The sequence below is a fragment of the Paenibacillus rhizoryzae genome (genome assembly GCF_059686995.1).
In genome coordinates this window covers 129187-147603 of record NZ_JCAALT010000008.1, presented here as the reverse complement: position 1 = coordinate 147603, position 18417 = coordinate 129187, and the positions used below count along the sequence as shown (strand labels likewise).

16 protein-coding genes are annotated in these 18417 nt (G+C 36.2%); all 16 read left to right on the top strand.

The genetic code is table 11. The features are described 5' to 3' along the window. Window positions 1–68: 68 nt before the first annotated feature. Window positions 69–842, top strand: a complete 774-nt coding sequence (locus AC6ESO_RS23040) for a YveK family protein (protein WP_497093448.1) — start codon at window positions 69–71, stop codon at window positions 840–842. Continuing rightward, window positions 823–1515 carry a CpsD/CapB family tyrosine-protein kinase gene (locus tag AC6ESO_RS23035; RefSeq protein WP_475783036.1) on the top strand — a complete coding sequence of 231 codons (693 nt, stop codon included), beginning with the start codon at window positions 823–825 and terminating at the stop codon, window positions 1513–1515. Before AC6ESO_RS23040 ends, AC6ESO_RS23035 begins: the two co-directional genes overlap by 20 nt. Window positions 1516–1635: 120 nt before the next feature. Beyond that, window positions 1636–3453: a polysaccharide biosynthesis protein gene (locus AC6ESO_RS23030; protein ID WP_497093447.1), complete on the top strand. Its 1818-nt coding sequence runs from the start codon at window positions 1636–1638 to the stop codon at window positions 3451–3453. A 29-nt stretch (window positions 3454–3482) separates the two neighbouring features. After that, window positions 3483–4148 carry a hypothetical protein gene (locus tag AC6ESO_RS23025; RefSeq protein WP_497093446.1) on the top strand — a complete coding sequence of 222 codons (666 nt, stop codon included), beginning with the start codon at window positions 3483–3485 and terminating at the stop codon, window positions 4146–4148. Window positions 4149–4363: 215 nt separating this feature from the next. Then, window positions 4364–5017, top strand: a complete 654-nt coding sequence (locus AC6ESO_RS23020) for a sugar transferase (protein WP_497093445.1) — start codon at window positions 4364–4366, stop codon at window positions 5015–5017. 26 nt (window positions 5018–5043) lie between these two features. Continuing rightward, window positions 5044–6153: a glycosyltransferase family 4 protein gene (locus AC6ESO_RS23015; RefSeq protein WP_497093444.1), complete on the top strand. Its 1110-nt coding sequence runs from the start codon at window positions 5044–5046 to the stop codon at window positions 6151–6153. A gap of 11 nt (window positions 6154–6164) precedes the next feature. Beyond that, window positions 6165–6725 carry an acyltransferase gene (locus AC6ESO_RS23010; protein WP_497093443.1) on the top strand — a complete coding sequence of 187 codons (561 nt, stop codon included), beginning with the start codon at window positions 6165–6167 and terminating at the stop codon, window positions 6723–6725. Window positions 6726–6789: 64 nt separating this feature from the next. Further along, window positions 6790–7971: a glycosyltransferase family protein gene (locus AC6ESO_RS23005; RefSeq protein WP_497093442.1), complete on the top strand. Its 1182-nt coding sequence runs from the start codon at window positions 6790–6792 to the stop codon at window positions 7969–7971. Window positions 7972–8005: 34 nt separating this feature from the next. Beyond that, entirely contained in the window at window positions 8006–9502 is a 1497-nt protein-coding gene (locus tag AC6ESO_RS23000; protein WP_497093441.1) for a hypothetical protein, read from the top strand. Window positions 9503–9552: 50 nt separating this feature from the next. Beyond that, complete coding sequence (locus AC6ESO_RS22995) at window positions 9553–10632, top strand: hypothetical protein (protein WP_497093440.1); 1080 nt, start codon at window positions 9553–9555, stop codon at window positions 10630–10632. A 33-nt stretch (window positions 10633–10665) separates the two neighbouring features. Beyond that, entirely contained in the window at window positions 10666–12084 is a 1419-nt protein-coding gene (wzx, locus tag AC6ESO_RS22990) for an O-unit flippase-like protein (protein WP_497093439.1), read from the top strand. A 33-nt stretch (window positions 12085–12117) separates the two neighbouring features. Continuing rightward, on the top strand, window positions 12118–13476 hold the full coding sequence (locus tag AC6ESO_RS22985) for a mannose-1-phosphate guanylyltransferase/mannose-6-phosphate isomerase (RefSeq protein WP_497093438.1): 1359 nt from the start codon (window positions 12118–12120) through the stop codon (window positions 13474–13476). A 68-nt stretch (window positions 13477–13544) separates the two neighbouring features. Then, window positions 13545–14915 (top strand): UDP-glucose dehydrogenase family protein, encoded by a 1371-nt coding sequence (locus tag AC6ESO_RS22980; protein ID WP_497093437.1) that lies wholly within the window; start codon window positions 13545–13547, stop codon window positions 14913–14915. Then, on the top strand, window positions 14896–15936 hold the full coding sequence (locus AC6ESO_RS22975) for an SDR family NAD(P)-dependent oxidoreductase (RefSeq protein ID WP_497093436.1): 1041 nt from the start codon (window positions 14896–14898) through the stop codon (window positions 15934–15936). The genes AC6ESO_RS22980 and AC6ESO_RS22975 overlap by 20 nt, the downstream gene beginning before the upstream one ends. Then, window positions 15933–16829, top strand: coding sequence for a UTP--glucose-1-phosphate uridylyltransferase GalU (gene galU, locus AC6ESO_RS22970; RefSeq protein ID WP_497093435.1), 897 nt, complete (start codon window positions 15933–15935; stop codon window positions 16827–16829). The genes AC6ESO_RS22975 and galU overlap by 4 nt, the downstream gene beginning before the upstream one ends. Window positions 16830–16901: 72 nt before the next feature. After that, window positions 16902–17894, top strand: a complete 993-nt coding sequence (locus AC6ESO_RS22965) for a stalk domain-containing protein (RefSeq protein ID WP_497093434.1) — start codon at window positions 16902–16904, stop codon at window positions 17892–17894. The last annotated feature ends 523 nt before the right edge of the window (window positions 17895–18417 follow it).

Sequence of the window (18417 nt, the reverse complement as noted above, 5' to 3'; positions counted from 1 at the left end):
TGCTTTAAAGAACAAAATTCACCCAGATTAATCCAAAATTTTGATGATGAAATTGCGAGGGATATGACGTGCAGATCGAGTTAGAACTCCGAGACTATATACGGATTATTACCAAACGGAAATGGATGATCGTTGCAGTTGTTGTCATCTGTTCAATGGCAGCGGGGTTGTATAGTTATTTCATGATTGAACCGGTTTATCAAGCGACGACCAAGATTGTTGTCAATCGCACAGCCGCCACAGGTACTTCCGCCAACGACTTGGATTTGAACGAAGTGAATGCCAATCTTCGTTTGATTGATACCTACAAAGAAGTGATCAAGACACCGGCTATTATGGAGGCAGTGTCCAACAAACATCCGGAGTTTAACATGAGCGTGGATGATTTGATTAAGAAAGTGAAAGTGAGCTCCGTCAACAATACGCAAGTAATGACGATGGCTGTTCAGGATCTCTCTTATGAGAAAGCAGCAGAGATTGTGAATGCAGTGACGCAGGTGTTTAAAGAACAAATTCCGACAATCTTCAACGTGCAGAATGTAACCGTACTGAACTTAGCGAAATTGAATCCAAGCAAAGACCCTATTCCGGTCAATAACAAACTTGAGCTAAACGTGATTTTGGCTTTCGTTGTATCTCTTATGGCAGCAGCTGGAATTGCTTTTTTACTTGAGTATTTAGATGACACGATTAAGACTGAGGCGGACGTTCTGCGATACTTGGAGCTGCCGACAATGGGCCAAATCGCCAAAGTGAAGAATGAACATGCGAATCGAGAAGAAGCGATTAAGACGGGTAACGTAAAGGCAGGTGAGATTTCGAGTGTCCAAGTTGGGAAATAGCAGATATCTGATTACGTATTACGAACCAAAGTCACCTATTTCAGAAGCTTATCGTGCGATGCGGACGAATATTGATTTCTCCTCAGTCGATGATCACATTCAAGTTATTATGGGAACCTCAGCATCACCGGGAGAAGGAAAATCAACGACAATCGCTAATATAGCCGTAGTTTATGCCCAAGCGAATAAGAAAGTCGTACTCATCGATTCCGATATGCGCAAGCCGACGATGCATCACACATTTGGGCTAAGCAATCGTCATGGCTTGTCTTCCTTACTGTCACGGCAGTGTGAGCTGGATGAGGCGGTTAAAGCTACGGACATCCCTAATTTATTTATTATTCCTTCCGGTCCTGTACCGCCTAATCCTTCCGAGATGGTTGCGTCTCAGCGGATGAGTGCACTAATCGAAGAACTGCGAACCAAGTTTGATATTGTCTTAATCGACACCCCTCCGACGTTAGCAGTAACAGATGCACAGCTTATTTCGACAAAATGTGATGGCGTCTTGCTTGTCGTTGAATCAGGTAAGGTCAAACGCGATGCAGTTATCAAGGCGAAGCAACAATTAACACATGTAAAGGCAAGAATACTCGGTGTGGTACTGAAGAACATAGAGCAGAAGAACAGTGATGGGTACTACTACTACTATTATAGCGAAACAGAAAAGTAGTTCAAAAGTATTGTTATGCCAGGTAATAAGTTCTATTATTATATCTGGGACTATTGTCTAATACTACCAATTGAGGGCATATAAGCCGGATAGTAATACTGAGAACATGGGGGAAGTCCAATGCTGTACAAGAAGCGTTCTTTGCTTTTATTGGGAATTGATTCATTAATCGTTTGCTTTAGCGTTGGAACGTCTTATTTATTCCGTTACCAGGGGACCATTCCAGCAGACTCTGTATTGCAAATGCTAATCTATGCATTAGTCACAGCAGTGATATGCAATATGACGATGGTTTACTTTAAGATGTACCAACGTATATGGAGATATGCCAGTATTGGTGAGCTTGTTTCTCTGCTGAGAGCAGTCATTCTTGGCTGGGTAATTTCCTATGGTTTAACGAGCATCATCATGGATGAGAACGTTCCATTGCCAATAGCGGTGCGGACCATGGAGACGATGCTGTTGATAATGGGTGGCATCCGCTTCATATGGAGAATGATTGTAGATAGTAAGAATACTGCTACTAATAAGTCTAGAGTGCTTATTATTGGAGCCGGAGACTGCGGTGCCATTATCGCGAAAGAGATTAAGAGCAATGCTAACGCGCAATTATATGTAGTTGGCTTTATTGACGACGATAAGAAGAAGTTACTACAACGCATACTGGGTATACCCGTTCTGGGCGATCGGTACGCAATTGAAGCAATTGTGAGAAGGCATAAGATTAACGAGATTATAATTGCCATTCCATCAGCTGAGAAGTCAGAGCTGTCTGAGATCATTTCGATTTGCAGAGTAACTAGCGCTAAGGTGAAAATCATACCTGCACTGAATGATCTAATCGCCGGCAAGGTATCGGTTAGTGCCATGAGAGATATAGATCTGGAAGATTTACTTGGACGCGATCCAATCCTGCCAGATTTGAAAGGTATTGCCGAATATGTAGAGAACAAGGTTGTTCTTGTAACCGGTGCCGGTGGATCCATAGGTTCTGAATTGTGCCGACAAATCACGATATTCAGGCCCAAGACCTTGATTCTATTAGGGCATGGCGAGAATAGTATCTATACCATTGAGATGGAACTGCGTAGACGTTTCCCAGAACTCGCACTCGAAACCATCATTGCGGATATCCAAGATCGTCAACGCATTGACGATGTATTCCGCTTACATAGACCACAAGTCGTCTTCCATGCAGCCGCGCATAAGCATGTTCCACTAATGGAAAGAAACCCGGCGGAAGCCGTTAAGAATAATGTGTTTGGGACTAAGAATGTGGCTGATGCGGCTGATCGTTATGAGGTGGAGAGATTCGTTCTCATTTCATCTGACAAGGCGGTTAATCCATCGAGCATTATGGGGGCCACCAAACGGATTGCTGAGATGTACATACAAATGTTAGACCAAGTAAGCCATACCAAATATGTAGCAGTAAGGTTCGGTAATGTTCTCGGCAGTAGAGGCAGTGTTATACCAAGGTTCAAAGAGCAGATCGCAGCCGGTGGTCCTGTAACTGTCACGCATCCAGAGATGGTACGTTACTTTATGACCATTCCTGAGGCCGTACAGCTCGTCATCCAAGCAGGAGCCTTTGCTGCTGGAGGTGAAATCTTCGTATTGGATATGGGCCAGCCTGTAAAGATTGTAGAGCTTGCAGAGGATGTTATCCGATTGTCTGGTTTCGAACCATATACTGAGATACCAATCGAGTTTACCGGTATCCGTGCCGGGGAGAAGCTGTATGAAGAGCTGCTACTGAATGAAGAGGCGATTGCGAAGACGAAGCATAATCGAATATTTATTGGCAAACCATTGGGTATTAATCAAGCGGAGTTGGAGCTTCAGTTTAAACGTCTGGAACGTGCAATTGGCGATGATAAAGATGACATTCGAAATGTTATTGAGTACATAGTACCGTTGTTTAAAGATGTTTCCTAACATTAGGAATTGAATTGGATGTGAAAGGAATGGATACTTTGCGAAACATGAAGAGATGGAAAAAGGTCGCATTGTGGATTGGCTCAATAGTTATCGTGTTTGGGATTGCAGGAGTATTTGTAGCTAATTATGCTGTGAATAAAGTGATTGGGTCTTTGTCTGCAAGTCTTGAACCTGATCTAACAAACAATACTACAGTTGAAACAATGGCTGTTGAACAAGAAATTGAGAGTAGCGCCGGTAATGAGTCACAACAAGAAGGTACGAAAAAAAATGAACCATCTGACAATGAAACGACAATAAATACTTCTCAAATCCAGGACGAAGATAACCAAGCAGCTAGGCCTGCTACAGATGATGGGAAAACTAAAACGGGTGATGAACAAATTAACAAATACTCTCCCGAAGTATCGGTTGAAAAGGCGAAAAACATAAAGGAATCGGTCTCATTAAAGGACAAGGCATCGGTGACTTCGATTCTTATTAGTAAACTTTGTTTAAAGGATATGAAAAAATTACAGCAGCTAGCCAGTGGTGGACTTAGTCTTGAGGAAAAAAGAGAAGCCCGCAAAATTGTTCTTAATGGAGTTAGTCCAGAGCAGTATAATGAACTTTCACAGATTGCTAAGAAGTATGGTGTTAGTCAAGGCAAAACTCATGATGATATAGTCAAGGAAGAGAGCCTGAATAAGTAATTTTATTAGCATTATTAGGATTTTGATAACTGAAAAGTAATTGATGGAACGCTTTCCGTGTGCTGCTGATTGTGGTAGATAATCAGCATCCGGGGAGCTTTTATTCTAAAGGGGACTTACTTTATAGCTATTAGATTGTTGGAGATATAAAATCGTTATTCTTTTGTATGAACCCTTTGGCACTGAGCGTGTAAGCATTTGCAGAATGCATAGTAATGATGGACTTGAAAAATATGGGGGGATTTAAACTGTACTCAGTATCAAAGAGTGTAATTGACTTCATACTTGCATTTGTAGGATTGATTGTTCTTGCACCATTATTTGCAATTATTATCATTGCGATAAAGCTGGATTCCAAAGGACCAGTGCTTTTTAAACAAACAAGAGTTGGTATCCACAAGAGAAGGTTTACAATTCTTAAGTTTCGTACAATGAGAATAGATACACCGAAGGACACACCGACACATCTACTCGAAAATCCAACCCGATATATTACGAACGTAGGGAAAATATTAAGAAAAACAAGTCTTGATGAATTGCCTCAGATAATAAATATTTTATGTGGTTCCATGGCAATAATAGGCCCACGTCCAGCGCTTTGGAATCAGTACGACTTGATTGCTGAACGTGATAAATATGGAGCAAACAATATTAGACCCGGATTAACTGGGTGGGCTCAAATTAATGGAAGAGACGAACTTACTATTGAAGAAAAAGCAAAGCTTGATGGTGAGTATGTCGAGAAGATTAGTGTATGGATGGATATTAAATGCTTTTTTGGGACATTAGTTAGTATTTTAAAAAGTGATGGAATTATTGAAGGTAATAACAGTGGGATAAAAAGAGAGTCCTACCGATCACAAAGGTAAATAACAATAATTTAAAAAGATAGCAGGTGATTAAGAGAGTGCTAAGGCGGAGAATTTTGATTTTATCAAATCATTTTATAACGTTATATAATTTCAGAAGAGAGTTCATTACAATGTTGGTCGATGAAGGACATGATATATATATATCAATACCAAAATCGGAAGATAATAAGTTTTTTAGTGATTTGGGCTGTAAAATCATTGAGACAACAGTGGATCGACGAGGTATAAATCCGATTACGGACATTAGGTTAATAATAAATTATATAAAAATAATGCTTAAAATTAAACCGAATATTATCTTCTCATACACCATCAAACCCAATATATATGGCTGTATAGCCTCGAACCTTACAAAACATAAACAAATAAGCAACATTACAGGAACAGGAGGTACTTTTATAAAAAACAATGTTGTTAACGTAATGGCGAAGTTTTTATATAAAATCTCACTTAAAAGGTCGTACAAAGTATTATTCCAAAACAGTGGCGATAGAGACTATTTTATCAATAATAACTTGGTAAAAGCCAATTATGCAATGGTCCCAGGATCTGGTGTGAATCTCGAACAATTTTCAGTATGTGACCTACCGAGCGACGATATAGTGAATTTCATTTTCATTGGAAGAGTTATGCAAATTAAAGGCATAGATGAGTATTTAATTAGTGCTAAAAGCATTAAAAAAAAATATCCGAATACAAATTTTTATGTGGCTGGATTCATTGAGGAAGATAGATATAAAGAGATTATTAAAGATTACAATTTAAAAGGAATTATAAACTATATCGGATTTCAAAAGGATATTAAATCATGGATTCAAAAATGTCATTGTACTGTTCTTCCCTCACATGGAGGAGAAGGAGTTCCAAATGTTCTTTTAGAGTCAGCGGCAATGGGTAGGGTTTGTATTGCATCGAATATAAATGGTTCAAAGGACGTTATAAATGATAATCACACAGGCTACCTTTTTGAACCAGGAAATGCAAGGGACCTAACAAATAAAATAGAAAAGTATTTAAATATCAACCATAAAATGAAATTAAATATGGGACTTGATGCTCGAATTAAAGTGGAAAATGAATTCGATCGACAGATTGTAATAGATACTTATCTACAAGAACTGCAAAGAATTTAAAGGAGAATAAAATGAAAAAATATATAAGAGCTGTATTTTGCTTATTATTTTCATTAGTAAAGTTCCATTTGATTAAGTTATTTCATTTTAAGAGTTTTTATTTTACTTTTTTTAATATCGTTTCTCCTTTCACCGAGATTGAAATCGGGAAAAGAAGTAAATTAATTATTGGCAATAAAATTCGTATGCGTAGTGGTGTTAAGATTAGAGTTAGACAAAATGCAGAGATATCAATAGGAGATAATTCATCTTTTAATCACGGTTGTATAATAATTTCTCATGAGAAGATAACTATAGGGAAAAATGTTCAGGTCGGTCCGAATGTGTTTATTTATGATCACGATCATGATTATAAAGCCGCTAATGGTTTGAAAAATTTAAAATATATTACATCTCCTGTTGAAATTGGTGATAATGTATGGATTGCTGCAAATACAGTTATTCTAAGAGGGACAAAAATCGGGAATAATTGTGTGATTGGAGCAGGGAGTGTTATAAAAGGTGAATTCGCAGATAATACAGTAGTTGTTCAAAAGAGGGATACGAAAACATTCCTATTTAACCATGGATAGATATTGAAGTGTTTCTTAGTATTTGAAATAAGCAAACAAAAAATGATAAGTGAGTGGATAGGATTTGGATAAGATACTTTTAATTACTACTCGAAATATACTAAATACCAGTGGTGAATTACGACTTATTAAAAACCGAGCAAAAACATTATATGAGAAGTGGGGAATACAAACAGATTTCGTTGTTTTATGCAGCAATAAAAAGCTAAATAACAATAACGAATCAATGGGATATAAATGTAAAGTAATCAAGTTAGGTATAGAAATGAATAATCCTTTAAGTGTTTTGTCTGTTATTAAGAGGAGTAATATCATTATTTCTGAATACGTTAGATCTGGCGAATATAAATGTGTTATTTTATCTGGGGTTGGCACCTTGCACTATGTCAGAAAAATAAGATCTTTAGACAAAGAGATTCCAATTATTGCTGATATTCATGGAGCAAATGATGATATGTTGCAATTTTCGGTTGGAAAAAACTTAATAAGGAAAATACGCCAAAAGATAATTTATCAAGTTGCTAGGTATGGCGAATCAAAGCACTTGAAAGATGTTGATGCTACTCTTGTAGTTTCTAATGGATTAGTAGAACATCTCACGAGTGAATATAAATTGAAAAATCATAAATTTTATATCGCTCCATGTGCGATTGAGGGAGGGAAGTTTAATGAATTTGAAAGATTACAATATCGAGAAATTTATAGAAAGAAATATGGAATAAAAGATGATGAAGTATTATTTATCTATTCAGGCGGGGTTTCACCATGGCAATGCATTGATAAAACAATTAAACTATACAAAGAAATAAAACAAAATTCCAGTATAAAAAGCAGATTACTAATACTTTCACATCAAAGAAATGAGATCGTTCGGTTAATTGACTGTGAAGATGCTATTATTGATAGTGTAAATGCAGAGGTAGTAAATAACGTATTATGTGCAGGGGATTATGCTTTCCTTATTCGGGAAAATATTGTTACAAACAATGTGGCATATCCAAATAAATTTCTAGAATATGTGCAAAGCGGAATGAAAATTATTACTACCCCTTATGTTTATGATGTTGCGGCCCAGGTCAAACAGTATGATATCGGAATTGTATTAGACATAGATCGAGATGAAAAAAAAGTTCTCTATGATTATGTATCTAGAAGAAATATTAAAGATGATAGTGAGGCTCGAATTCAGCTTCTCCATGAAACAAGTTTTGGTAATACTCTAAGTGATTTTGTGGATAATTTATAATTATATCAATGAATTATGAGGATGACTAAAGTATATGAATTCTAAACTAAGATACCCTTTAGCAAGAATTACCGGCAATCAAATGTCTCTAAGTTTTATTATTATTGCATCAATGATTGCTTTGTTAAACAGTTTTTATTATGACAATTTTAATGTAATGTTAGTTCTTACTATAGCCGAAGTATTAGTACTCGCTAAGTCATTCGTATTTAAAGAAGATCATAAGTACTTATGCTATTATATTATCTTTCTTAGTTTGAGTATGGAGTCCCCATCATTTGTTGGTACAGATGTGTTTTATGGATTCAAGAACTTTAAGATAGCAGGAATAAACGTTGGCATACTTTGCATTCTGCCCCTTTTCATAAAGTATCTAATAAAAGGTTCAATTAAAAACGTATTGAAATCCAACGGATATATAAAAAAATTTATAACTACAGTGATAATTATGACTACTATTGGTTTCGTAATGGGAATGCTAGGTATACTATTTAATGATAATAACATCGCGAGCTCACCAAATGTTATTTCTAAGTTTATAGATGCGAGTTACATATTTATTGTTGTATTAATTGAAGTTATTGTTGTTAGCTGCGTTATTAGTGAAAATAAAATAAATGTAGATCAAATTAAACAATGTTTACACGGAATAATTATAAGCTTAGCAATAACTCTGGTAGCCTCATTATTGTTCGGTAATTATGGTAACCGGGGTGGATTGGATTCACTTCAAGTAGGTAATATTGTGATGCTCCTTACTTGCGTGGTGCTATTGCCATTGTATACTAATTATTCAAGATTTGAAAAAACACTACTCCTTATTATTGGAAGTATAATTACTATATTGTCTTTATTATATAATACGAATGGAAAAATGATTATTATTATTGTATTAGTTCCGATGATGACGATTGTGTTATTAATTCGAAAAAGAAAACCATTGCAAGCTATCATTTTGATTACTATATTCATGGCTGTAATGTTGATTGCAATGAACTCTTTGGTTTCAGCTATGAGTAATCACAGTGTATTGTTTTCTGTCAAATTGGAACAGGCTAAATCAATGCTCTCAATTTGGAAATCAGGTTGGCTAATTAATCTGCCGGATTCCCCCAAAATGAGAATTTCTGAAATTTTAAACATAACATATGAGTATGCGAGCAAACCGTGGTATTTAATTACAGGAAAAGGTTATTTAGGGACTATCACAGATCATTTAAATATGTTTGGTGTAATTGATGAATTTTCATTTTCAAGTTGGGAATTAGCCAACAAAACATACTATAGTATGCATGAAACGTTAAATGTATTATTTTTAACCAATGGTTTAATAGGAGTTTTCTACTGTCTCGGTTTATTTATAATCATATATAAAAATTTCCATAAATCTCCATGGATAATGATTGGTGGATTTTGGTTTATACTGTTTTATGCATATTCTATAACAATATCAATATTTGGTGTAACTGCTTTTATTATTGGATTATTCGATCTTGATAGGGAAACACCAAATAAAAATGAGGTTGCGTAATGAAAGTACTCAAATCGGTTTTTTACATACAAGTATAAGTGGAGGTTCAAATGAAAATTCTTGTAATTGATTATCTATTTGCTGAAGGTCATAAACACTTTAATAGCAATATAATTGATTGTTTGTCCTCTATCGCCAGTGTTAAGGTAGTTGCTAAAAAAGATTACTATATTGATTATAAGAACAATTGGAATGGTGTTGAATTAGTAGAATTTGAGCATAACAAGAAAAGAAAAAGAGAAAATGCAATAAGCAGAAAGTTAGAAACGATTTCGATAATGCTAAGAACAGGTAATATTGATAATGGTCTTGCGTATGACTTTGTTATCATTTTGGCTTTTGATACTATCGCAATGGCGTTGTCTAAATTGTTTTTAAAAGGAGATAACGTTTTAATAATACATCATAAAAATATTGATGAACTTAACCGAAAATCAAAAAAAATAATCTTTAAATCTTATATGAATAAAATGCACCATATAGTTTTTGAAAGCTATTTTAAAGAATATTTAGTAGATGAAATTGGAATTGCCAATGAAAGAGTTCATGTAATACCTCATCCAGTGGAAAACAAAAATATTAAGAATATAAACCGAGAAAATTTGTATCGTTGTGTGGGTTTGAGTAATAGTAATGATGAGTTATTTTTAAATAGAATTATCGAAAGTGAAAAACAAAAAAATCATTTTAAAACAATGAACTTAAAGGCTGTGTTTAGATCAAAGCAGTATCAGTATGATAATAATCATTTGAAAATAATAAATGGTTTCTTGCCAAGGATAGATTATGAAGAATATATTCAAGGTTCAGAAAGTATATTGGTTCCTTTACCCTTAAATTTTAAGTATAGGTCAAGTGGGGCTATATATGACGCATTCTCTTTGCATAAGATAGTTATTACTAATAATGACGATATTGTTAAGCAGTATCAGAATAAATATCCAGGAATTTGTATTGGAGTTCAAAATGAATCGGAATTCTTTAGTGAAATTAAAAAAATAAAAAATAACGCAAAATTAACTGAATCGTTTTCAAGATTCATCCAAGATCATAGTCTGGAAAGAATATCGTCGATTTTTAAGACCGAACTTTCAAATACTTTAAGATATAACAGAATGATTAACAAATAGAATTGAAATTGCAAGTCGAGGAGAACTGTGATAGTGAAAGTCACTAAAAGAGATGTTATGTGGAATTACTTGGGGACGCTTATGAGTATGGGCAGTAATTTTATTGTACTGCCTTTCATTATGCATTTTCTTGATGGAGATACACTAGGGTTATGGTATGTTTTCCTTAGTATTGGCGGTTTAGTTACACTATTTGATTTTGGTTTTAATCCGACTTTCGCCAGGAATATTGCATACTGTTGGAGCGGAGCTTCAAAATTGAGTAAAACGGGTGGGCACTTTGTAACTAATAAAGAGCCTAATTTTATTTTGATGAAAAAAGTTATCGCAACATGTAAGAGAATTTACCTAATAATTTCACTATCTGCTCTATTTGTATTATTAACTGTAGGGACTATCTATATTCTACACCTGTCAAGAGATTTGAGTGGTTATTCGCATTATATAGCAGCATGGTTAATTTATATATCTGCGGTTTTTATGAATTTATATTATAGTTATTATACAACATTCCTGAGAGGTGTTGGTGGAGTTACACAAGTTAATGTTGCAAATGTTTATTCCAGAACTTTTCAAATTGTAGCTTCAATTATTTTATTATGTAGTGGTTTCGGATTAATCGCAGTTGCTATAAGCTATTTGGGGTATGGAGTGTTGTTTCGAGTATTATCGAAACATTTTTTTTATAATTTTAATAAAATCGGAGAACATTTAAATAAAGTATCAATCATTATTGGCAAGAATGATATAAAAGAATCTTTTAACATAATCTGGCATAATGCTTGGAGAGATGGTCTGGTTTCGATCTCAAGTTATTTCACTAACCAAGCGAGTACTATAATTTGCTCAATGTTTTTAAGCTTAACTGAGACTGGAATTTATTCAATCTCAGTGCAACTTATAACAGCAATTGCTACAATTTCAGGGGTATTATACTCTGCATATCAGCCATCCTTACAATCTGCTTATATAAATAGAGATATTGAAAAATTAAAGCGACTAATGTCCTCTGCGATGACTGCGTACTGTATAATTTTTATTGCAGGTGTAATAGGATTGTTGGTTTTTGGGATACCTTTATTATCAATTGTTAAACCAGATACTAGTTTTAATATTCCAGTTCTACTTTCAATTACATTTTATATTTTCTTATTATTTCATCATTCCTATTATGCGTCGTACATATCCAATACCAATAATGTGCCGTATATGAAAGCTTTTTTAATTTCAAGTCTATCAGGTATTATTTTAGCTTACATAATAATTTATACGACAAACATGGGTGTATGGGGGCTTATAATCGCTCAAATTGCTGTACAAATTGTATTTAATAATTGGGTTTGGCCGTTAAAAGTTCTTAGGTCACTCAATCTAAACTTAATAAGCATGTTTAAAATGGGCTTTAAAGAAACCATTAGTATTTTTATTTTAAGAATTAGTAATAAAGTGTAATGAAATAATCTAGTTGCCTAAGGAGAAGTACTTATGAAAGTTATCATATTAGCTGGTGGAAGTGGTACAAGGCTGTGGCCACTTAGTCGTAATAATTATCCAAAGCAATTTATTAAGTTACAATCAGACAAACCTTCTCTTTTTCAAAAAACTTTTATTAGAAGCTTGTTATTAGTGGAAATAGATGATGTATATGTCATTACTAATGAGAAATATAAGTTTTTAGTTATAGGTGCGATCGAAGAATTAGGTTTTGAATTTAAAGAATCGAATATTATTGTTGAACCTGAAGCGAAGAATACTTTGCCGGCAATTTACGCCGGAGTTCATGAAATTAATAAAGTGGAGAAGGATACAGTAGTAGTTTTTCCATCTGATCATATTATTGAAAGAGAGCAAGAATTCGCGGACATAATTAGAAAGTTCGAAGACATCTCTAATTATTCATTAATAACTTTTGGTATAAAGCCTGATAATCCAAATACAGGTTATGGTTATATTGCACCTGGAACTAAAAAGGGTGATTACTTTGAGGTAAAAGATTTTAAAGAAAAACCAGTTTATGATGTAGCCATATCATATGTAAATAACGGATATTATTGGAATTCCGGTATTCTTATGTTTCATTCGGATTTTTTTGAAAGAGAAGTAAAAGAGTTTACTAAAGACATTTATTATGCTTTTGAGACATGCAACAATATTAATGATGCTTTTAGTAAAATTGAAGGAAATTTTTCCGTTGATTATAGCATATTAGAGAAGAGTAGTAATGTAGTTGTAGTGCCAGTGGATATTGGTTGGAACGATCTTGGTAGTTTTGACGCTATCTATGATGTATTTGACAAAGATGAGAATAATAATATCGTTAATTCAGATAGCATTGTAATCGATTCAAGGAATAATTACATCTACTCGGAAAAAGAGAAATTAGTTTCAATTGTTGGTGTTACTGATTTAATTGTAGTAGATAATAGAGACGCTCTATTGATTTGTAAAAAAGATCAATCACAACAGGTAAAAGAGATAGTAGATACATTAACATTGAAAAAAGATAGTAGAGTGGAAAATCATGTTCACAACTATAGACCTTGGGGATATTATAAAGTACTTGAAGAAGAAAAGAACAATTGTAAAATTAAGAGGGTAAAAGTCAATCAAGGGAGAAAGTTAAGTAATCAATTACATCATCATCGCAGCGAGCATTGGATTGTTGTTAAAGGAATAGCAAAAGTAACGATTGATGGTGTTGAGAACTTCGTGGTCGCAGGTGAGAGTATATTTATAAAGCAAGGGCAAAGACATAGATTAGAGAATCCTGGTAAAATAGTGCTGGAGCTTATTGAAGTGCAAATTGGTGATTATCTGGAAGAAGATGATATTATTCGGTTTTAGTGATCAATAATAGAATTGTTACTTAATGTACAAGAAGTAAGAGATTAAGAGTAAAGGAAGGCACTTCAATGTACAAAATAGCAGTTGCAGGAACAGGCTATGTAGGCTTAGTTGCCGGTGTTTGTTTTGCTGAAATGGGTCATCAAGTAACATGTGTTGATATAGATTTAAAAAAAGTAGACTTAATGAAATCTGGTATTTCTCCGATTTATGAAACAGGTTTGGAAGAATTAATGCGCAAGAATTATGCTGCTGGAAGAATTAATTATTCTACTGATTATAAATCAGCTTATAGAGATGCAGATGCAATCTTTATAGGTGTTGGAACTCCGGAGCAGCCGGATGGTTCTGCCAATCTCTCTTACATAGCAACTGTTGCAAGGCAAATTGCGGAGTCGGTAGAAAAGGACTGTCTCGTGGTCGTGAAATCCACTGTTCCGGTTGGTACAAATGATAAAGTAGAACAATTCATTCATGATTTCTTAGTCAACGATGTGAGAGTAGAAGTAGCATCTAATCCTGAATTCTTGGCACAAGGTTCAGCAGTGCGTGATACATTGCATGCTGATCGTATTGTCATTGGTACAGAGAGTAAATGGGCTGAAGAGCTGCTAATGAAGATCTATGAGCCTTTTAATTTACCTATTGTTTCCGTCAATAGAAGATCAGCAGAAATGATTAAGTATGCCTCAAACGATTTCTTGGCTCTTAAGATCTCCTATATGAATGACATAGCCAATCTGTGTGAGCTAGTCGGCGCAGATATTCAAGATGTTGCAAAAGGGATGAGCTTTGATGACAGAATCGGCAGCAAGTTCTTAAATGCTGGTATTGGCTATGGGGGGTCTTGTTTCCCTAAAGATACTAAGGCACTCGAGTATATTGCTAAGCAACATGGATATGAACTACGAACGGTAAAAGCTGCAATTGACGTCAATAATGATCAAAAAACGCTCTTATATAAGAAGGCAAGTAAGCGATTAATTACTTTCAATGGTCTAAAAGTTGCGGTACTGGGACTTACATTTAAACCGGGTACAGATGATCTGAGAGAGGCTGCTTCCCTAGTTAACGTCCCCATGCTATTAGAGCAAGGTGCAGATATTTATGCTTATGATCCTGTCGGAAAAGAAAACTTCTCCAAAGTTTATCCTGAAGGGGAGCATGGTAAAGGCAACATAACGTATGTTGATAGCATAGAAGGTGCTTTAGAGGGAGCGAATGTCTGCTTTATCTTCACTGAATGGGGAGAAATTAAATCTATTTCAGCGGAAGTTTATAAGTCATTTATGCGCACTCCGTTAGTCTATGACGGCAGAAATTTGTATCAAGTTGATGCAATGAAAGGTGCAGGCGTAGAGTATCACTCGGTTGGCAGAACACCTGCACATAGAGAAGACAGCAAGGAGTTGAAGAGCTTTGAACTTCAAACCTTTTGATTCTAGTAAAGTGTATCTTATTACCGGAGCGGCTGGCTTTATTGGATCCTTCTTATCTAAAAAGCTTCTAGAGCAGGGATGTCGAGTCATTGGTATTGATAATATCAATGATTACTATGATGTGAATCTTAAGCATACTCGATTGGAACAACTTCAAGCTTTTGAGAAATTCACGTTTATCAAAGCCGATATCTCTGATAAAACAATAATTACTGCAATATTTGAAGAACATAAACCAAACTATGTAGTGAATTTAGCTGCTCAAGCAGGCGTTCGTTATTCCATTGAGAATCCGGATGTATATATTCAAAGCAATATTATAGGGTTCTTTAATATCCTAGAAGCCTGCAGAGCTTATCCGGTCGAACATCTCGTTTATGCTTCATCTAGCTCGGTGTATGGTGCGAATAAGAAAGTGCCTTTCGAAGAAACAGATATGGTTGATACTCCTGTTTCGCTCTACGCATCTACCAAGAAATCAAATGAGCTAATGGCGTATACATATAGCCATTTGTACAACATACCGGCTACCGGACTTCGATTCTTTACCGTATATGGTCCTATGGGTCGACCGGATATGGCCTATTTCGGATTTGCGGATAAATATTTTGCTGGCCAACCTATTCACATCTATAATAATGGTGATTTTGAGAATGACCTCTATCGAGACTTTACATATGTAGACGATATTGTAATAGGCATTGAACGATTGCTCAGCAATTCGCCTACCGAATCTGTTCCACACAAGGTTTATAATATTGGAAATAACAGCCCTGAGAAGCTAATGACCTTTATTGAAACGTTAGAAAAGGCTCTAAGCAAGGCTGCTGGTAAAGAAGTGGTATTTGAAAAGGTATTTGAACCAATTAAGCCAGGTGATGTGCCAGCAACTTATGCGTCTATACATTTGTTGCAACAAGCTGTAGGATTTAAACCGGAAACCCCAATCGAAGAAGGATTGCAAAAGTTTGCGAACTGGTACGTGGAGTATTATGGGGTAACAAGGAGTGAGACTACATGAAGGTTCGGAAAGCTATTATTCCTGCGGCAGGACTAGGGACAAGATTCCTTCCGGCGACTAAGGCACAACCAAAGGAAATGCTTCCAATCGTGGACAAGCCAACGCTTCAATATATTATTGAAGAAGCAGTGGCATCTGGGATTGAAGAAATTTTGATCATAACAGGTCGAAACAAAAAAAGCATTGAAGATCATTTCGATAAATCCGTCGAACTGGAATTGGAACTAGAGTCCAAAGGGAAGCTTGATTTGTTAGAACAAGTTAGAGGCATTTCGGATATGGTAAATATTCATTATATCCGTCAGAAAGAGCCTAAGGGGTTAGGTCATGCCATTCATTGCGCAAAGAGTTTCATAGGTAATGAACCGTTCGCTGTTATGCTTGGAGATGACATTGTTGATAATCCTAAGCCTTGTTTGAAACAGATGATGGAAATCTATAATGAGTATAAGACTACTATTCTGGGTGTTCAAGAAATTGCGTATGAAGAAGTCGGTAAGTACGGTATCGTGGAAGGTAAGTATATTGAAGATCGGATTTACAAAGTAAAGGGGCTAGTTGAGAAACCATCTGTGGAAGATGCACCTTCCAATATAGCCATTCTGGGAAGATACGTTATTACTCCGGCTATCTTTGAAATTTTGGAATGTACAGAACCCGGTAAAGGTGGAGAGATCCAGCTTACGGATGCACTTAAGGTTCTAGCGCAAAAAGAAGCTATGTACGCTTATACCTTCGAGGGAAGAAGGTATGATGTTGGTGACAAGCAAGGTTTCTTGCAAGCAACAGTAGAGTTTGCTCTTAAACGAGATGATTTGAGAGAAGAATTTCTAGAGTATTTAGTGCAGGTAACTGAGAAGGAAAGTAAGAATAAGGCAGCTGTATCACAGTAATTATCTGGATTCAAACATGAACTAGCAACGTTATTAATAGAAATGAGTTTTTCTAAGAAGAGGTGCATACGAATGTTAAACCGCAAAGCTAGTAAACTAACGCTTTCCTTACTTTTATTCACAGCAATATTACTGACGCTCCAATCCATCGTCGCCGCAGCTCCTTCAGCTGCACTTAAAGTTAAGACAAGCTCGTTCAACATGGTGTTCGACGGGAAGACGCTTGTACTTCCGGATGGGCAATACGTATTTGCAGTTAACGGCACATCTTACGTGCCACTGCGTTTTGTGTCTTATGCCCTGCAGAAGAGCGTGCAGTGGGATGCTAAGGCTTCTCAGGTTACTGTAGCGAATCCGAATAAACAAGAAGCTGTTGTTTTGAAGGACTACCTTACTAATGTCACTGCACATGGTAATGAAGTGTCGGCTAAAGGCGGCGTGTCCGTGCAGCTTACTCCGAAGAGTGTGAAGGTTGTCGTGGATGGCAAAGCAAAGGTGCTGCCTAATGGACAGTCCGGATACATAGTGAACGGTGCATTGTATGTGCCGGTACGCTTCATGTCGGAAGCGGTAGGAACTGCTATACAGTGGGATCCGGTGAAGAAGCAAGTATATGCAGAGTCTGCAGCCTATCGGGCTGAGCATGGATCACAAGGCAATAATGGAGGTACTGGTGGCACTGGTACTGGTTCTAACGGCGGCACTACCGGCGGGTCGACAGGTGGCTCCACTGGCGGTGGTTCTGGACCGGTTAAGCCTTCTTACGAGTCCATTACAGCTAATGCACAGACGCGTCTTACTTCCCTGCAAAATAGCTGCCAAGCCGCGCTGATGGATATTGGCATCCAATACATCAGCTCGAATGATGCGAAGCTGAAGGAGAAGCTGAAGAATCAAGGCTACGCCAAGCTTGATGCCTGCACAGCTTCCTTTAATACAATCGTAGGCGAGGTCGAGGCTCAGCTGAAGGCTAACGGCTATAGTACTGCGATCATTGCTGACTACCGTAAAGAGTTTAATAGCCAAGTCGAGGCCGGCAGAGAAATCATGAAGGGCATGGCCTAATCAGACCGAACAAACAAAACGACTGCTCCCTGGTGGAAATTGGGGAGCAGTCATTTTTATTAGAGCGCTTTTAAGATATTTATCCAACCCATGAACGAAATGATTACAAGACCTTTATATAATTCATGACCCATAAACGCCAGGCTTCTTGATGTAGTGAGAAGTATGAACAGGATCTAGGTTATAGACGTAGATGTGATAAAACGGTTTAATCAGCCAAGACGTCGTCTTTGCTTGGACCACATTTTAATCCACAGATAGTTGTCATCATCCCGGTAAAAACGGACACCAATCAATTTCAAGGGGGACCACACTTCTTTGAAAAAGTAATTTGGCATCGCCTCTACCTCCATGAAGATATATTAAATATCATACTAAGGTAATGGTGCAGAGTGTGTCGAAATTCGTCGATAATATTATGGATTTTCAAAAAAGATAATGAGGAAAGAGTAAGAAATATAGCGAAACGTAGGTTTTTAAAGGGGTTATTATGAAAATAGGTAATAGGAATCAGATTGGGTAA

What these genes read in the sequence shown, in the direction of transcription:
- AC6ESO_RS23030 (WP_497093447.1), top strand. Translation starts at nt 1,636, where the DNA reads ATGCTGTACAAGAAGCGTTCTTTGCTTTTATTGGGAATTGATTCATTA.
- AC6ESO_RS23025 (WP_497093446.1), top strand. Translation starts at nt 3,483, where the DNA reads ATGGATACTTTGCGAAACATGAAGAGATGGAAAAAGGTCGCATTGTGG.
- AC6ESO_RS23020 (WP_497093445.1), top strand. Translation starts at nt 4,364, where the DNA reads ATGATGGACTTGAAAAATATGGGGGGATTTAAACTGTACTCAGTATCA.
- AC6ESO_RS23010 (WP_497093443.1), top strand. Translation starts at nt 6,165, where the DNA reads ATGAAAAAATATATAAGAGCTGTATTTTGCTTATTATTTTCATTAGTA.
- AC6ESO_RS23000 (WP_497093441.1), top strand. Translation starts at nt 8,006, where the DNA reads ATGAATTCTAAACTAAGATACCCTTTAGCAAGAATTACCGGCAATCAA.
- AC6ESO_RS22995 (WP_497093440.1), top strand. Translation starts at nt 9,553, where the DNA reads ATGAAAATTCTTGTAATTGATTATCTATTTGCTGAAGGTCATAAACAC.
- AC6ESO_RS22985 (WP_497093438.1), top strand. Translation starts at nt 12,118, where the DNA reads ATGAAAGTTATCATATTAGCTGGTGGAAGTGGTACAAGGCTGTGGCCA.
- AC6ESO_RS22980 (WP_497093437.1), top strand. Translation starts at nt 13,545, where the DNA reads ATGTACAAAATAGCAGTTGCAGGAACAGGCTATGTAGGCTTAGTTGCC.
- galU (WP_497093435.1), top strand. Translation starts at nt 15,933, where the DNA reads ATGAAGGTTCGGAAAGCTATTATTCCTGCGGCAGGACTAGGGACAAGA.
- AC6ESO_RS22965 (WP_497093434.1), top strand. Translation starts at nt 16,902, where the DNA reads ATGTTAAACCGCAAAGCTAGTAAACTAACGCTTTCCTTACTTTTATTC.